At 38.2% G+C, this 2,937-nt stretch carries 5 protein-coding genes; all 5 read right to left on the bottom strand.

Going from position 1 to position 2,937, the window contains the following annotated elements; genetic code table 11:
• Positions 1–119: 119 nt before the first annotated feature.
• Entirely contained in the window at positions 120–317 is a 198-nt protein-coding gene (locus AC1DUA_RS31990) for a hypothetical protein (RefSeq protein WP_477503576.1), read from the bottom strand.
• Between the two features lie 663 nt (positions 318–980).
• The gene (locus tag AC1DUA_RS31985) at positions 981–1,346 is read right to left on the bottom strand and encodes a hypothetical protein (RefSeq protein ID WP_477503575.1); all 366 of its coding nucleotides are present in this window, start codon (positions 1,344–1,346) and stop codon (positions 981–983) included.
• Between the two features lie 134 nt (positions 1,347–1,480).
• A complete protein-coding gene (locus AC1DUA_RS31980) occupies positions 1,481–1,678 on the bottom strand; it encodes a DUF2716 domain-containing protein (RefSeq protein ID WP_477503574.1) in 198 nt (65 codons plus the stop codon).
• A gap of 163 nt (positions 1,679–1,841) precedes the next feature.
• Complete coding sequence (locus AC1DUA_RS31975) at positions 1,842–2,120, bottom strand: hypothetical protein (RefSeq protein WP_477503573.1); 279 nt, start codon at positions 2,118–2,120, stop codon at positions 1,842–1,844.
• Positions 2,121–2,703: 583 nt separating this feature from the next.
• Positions 2,704–2,937 (bottom strand): S26 family signal peptidase (locus tag AC1DUA_RS31970; RefSeq protein ID WP_477503572.1); only part of this gene is annotated, 234 nt, incomplete at its 5' end.

Genomic DNA, 2,937 nt, shown 5'->3' with positions numbered 1-2,937 from the left:
TCATCAGCGAGACTGATGTAAGAGCCATTTAATAGAGATTTAAAATTCTTAATATAATCAAATAATTTCATCGGGTCTTTCTCCTATTTTTTGTTATTCTCCAACACCATAAATTATAGCTAACTAATATTATTATCCAGATATTCTAGGGTTTCTTCCAACGTATTAAATGCCTCATCATGCCCTGAAAAATCAATGAGATCAACTTCTCGTCTTTTAGTTATTCCTACACCTTCATTTTCAGTAATTTGTATTTCAAATACATTCCAGTTTGGATATCTTCTAGTAATAAGTTGTTGAATTGAGTATAACTCCATAACATCTCTTCCCTTTCAAAAATTTTATTAAGTACAGTAAAGTTCTTACGTTAGTTGAACGGTTTACCCCACCAAGCAGGGGTCTTCATCGCGGCGCCTTACTCCAGCACATCATCCCACATTACCCGTGCAGCACCAGGTATCCTATTCCAAGGACAGCTTGGATCTTCACAAGGCTCGTCAGGATCATATTCTCCATGCTCAAACTCCAAATGGAAGCACAACCAATGCATTCGTTCGAATACTTCATATTGATCCTTTGAAACTTTCACTTGTGTATTACATCGCACACTCAATGGAAATTCGGTCATAAGTTTCACCTCTACAAGGGTTTACTGCTTTGCTAACGTTTCCTTTAGTTAAAGAATGTTAGTCATTAAAACTTCCAGTTTTAATAAGGATTCCTGCTATCGCGGAAGGGCTTACCCAAACCTCAATTAAATCTATCTTGCCCGTCCATCCTCTCTTCTTTCTCAAAATAGAAAATCAGTCCGTGCTAAAGATATTTCTGTTGGTTTGAATACATTACATCAGAAGATCCCGTATCTAAAAAGAGATACGGGATCTTCTTTTTGTTTCACCTGTAGATTATTGAATCGCACGGGTTAGCATGAAAATTCACAAAGAAAATGCGCCACGGGTGGGCACATGGGCTTGGGTAATTTATGGTTTAAGTTTGGCAATAACAGTAACTGTTACAGAACGAGTGGAGTTAGTTGGGTTCCACGCTGTAAAGAACCAGTGATCTTCGGCATCGGAGTAACTGTCGAGCATGTAGCCTTGTTGGTTGTCACTAAAAACCCAAGATCCACTAATGATGTTGTAGTCGTTTCCGGAGACTCCAATTCTGCGATAAGTGTTTGGTGCTATGGTTGTAGTTGAAATTACGAACCTTCCGAATCCATCACCTAAATCGGTTTTTTTGATTGCGTTTTTGATGGAATAGTTAACCATACGTGCGGCAGTGTACTTTTTGCCTGTTTTGAGTTGTGCTCTTTTAATGACTGCCATCGCTTTTTTACTAATCATTTAGTATCTATCTCCTTTCAGGGGGAATAGTATATTAAATGCTAGTTTGGTAGATTCGGATCGGGCATATATTTAGGTTTCATGCGGATTTTTGAAATAAAAAAAACTGCACTGTATATTATAATAACTCCACGTTATTGAATGCATTTTTCAATATCACCTTTAATTCTTCTAGTAATTTCATCTTCAGAAGTGGTATGCAGTGTAAGAGATGGTAAACTAAATGAAGGCCAATCACCACTATGAACACTGGGTTTAAAATTGAAGTGTTCATAAAGTTTATCCCATACTAACCGATTTAGTTCACTTGATAAAGAAACCCAATTATCCATTTCGCACACCTCGGTTATACGTGTCATTGGCCTAAGTTAACACTACCATAATATGAGTAATTTTTATGATTCTAATTTCCACGCCCTACTGCCCTTTACTTAAATGAAAACAGGGAGCAGTAGCCAGCCGCGATAATCTGCTCCCTTATTTTGAACGTATCCGTTAGTTTAGCATCCATCGGGTCAAAGGCTTATCATCCCAAACTTGTACTTCGATGTACCTCTCTGGTCCATTTTCCCCACGGGGGTTCCATTCCTGAGGTAATCCAAATTCATTTATAACTTCATTAATTTCATTAAATGTATAAATTTGACCTCGATATTTCTTTCCGTCTTGGTATCTCATCGTTGGAAACAAATCTCCATAAGTAAAGCTGATGGTATACGGATTGAATTCCTTGATTGGTATACAAAGTTCCTTACCATTATCAAACCACTCCAAGAGCCACGGACATTCACCAACAGTCATGTAATGGGGATTAGTTTCGAATAGGTTTTCCGCCCTTTATCATAAACAGTTCTCTTGCCTTTGCTTCAAGACTTTGTCGAACTGTTAAGTAGTCTGTGGATCTTTTGCTCGCGAATCCTTTCTTCTGTACTCGAATATCATTGAGTATTCGCTCCGCTTCATTAGGTTCTAATGCTGATAAATTTTGAAAAGGACCTGTCGATTCATCAAAATAATGGTATAAAAAATTCGCCATTACATTACCTCACAAAATGTAAGTTGTCACCGGGAGCAGCTTCCATGTGTCGAGCTGCTCCCTGGTTATTGTGCTTCATTTGATTAACAAAATTAGTCCCATAAGCGCTAGTTTGCTCCCATCCCTATTCGTTTTTCGTGTCCGTTTCTAAATGGAATTGAACCCACGAAAGACCAGTAAATGTTGGCTTGCTGTGAAAGCCTTCAAAAGAAAGCAGAACCTCACGCAGTACCAAACAAAGCCTGTGTTCATGAACATGAATAAGAAGAAAAGAAAAGTTGCGATGCCTGCTCCGGATAACTTCACGAAGAATGTCCGTCTTCATTTCTTCACCACACCAAGAACCTTCCCCAGTATATTATCTTTTGGGATTGTTCCAAAATGTCTGCTGTCCGCACTACGAAACCAATCGTCGCCAATAATATAATACTCCTCGTCAGGGACCTTTATTTCCTTCAAATTTGTTTCCTTGCTTTTTAAAAAGTCATTAGCATTATTACTAAAATTATTACGAATGTTATCGGCCAAATCAGATCGATTTGCTGCCTCTTGCAA

The organism is Paenibacillus sp. 01T422, assembly GCF_056398785.1.
Note: the sequence above shows the minus strand (reverse complement) of the source record. Positions and strands in the feature narration are given on the sequence as shown.

What these genes read in the sequence shown, in the direction of transcription:
- AC1DUA_RS31990 (WP_477503576.1), bottom strand. Translation starts at nt 317, where the DNA reads ATGGAGTTATACTCAATTCAACAACTTATTACTAGAAGATATCCAAAC.
- AC1DUA_RS31985 (WP_477503575.1), bottom strand. Translation starts at nt 1,346, where the DNA reads ATGATTAGTAAAAAAGCGATGGCAGTCATTAAAAGAGCACAACTCAAA.
- AC1DUA_RS31980 (WP_477503574.1), bottom strand. Translation starts at nt 1,678, where the DNA reads ATGGATAATTGGGTTTCTTTATCAAGTGAACTAAATCGGTTAGTATGG.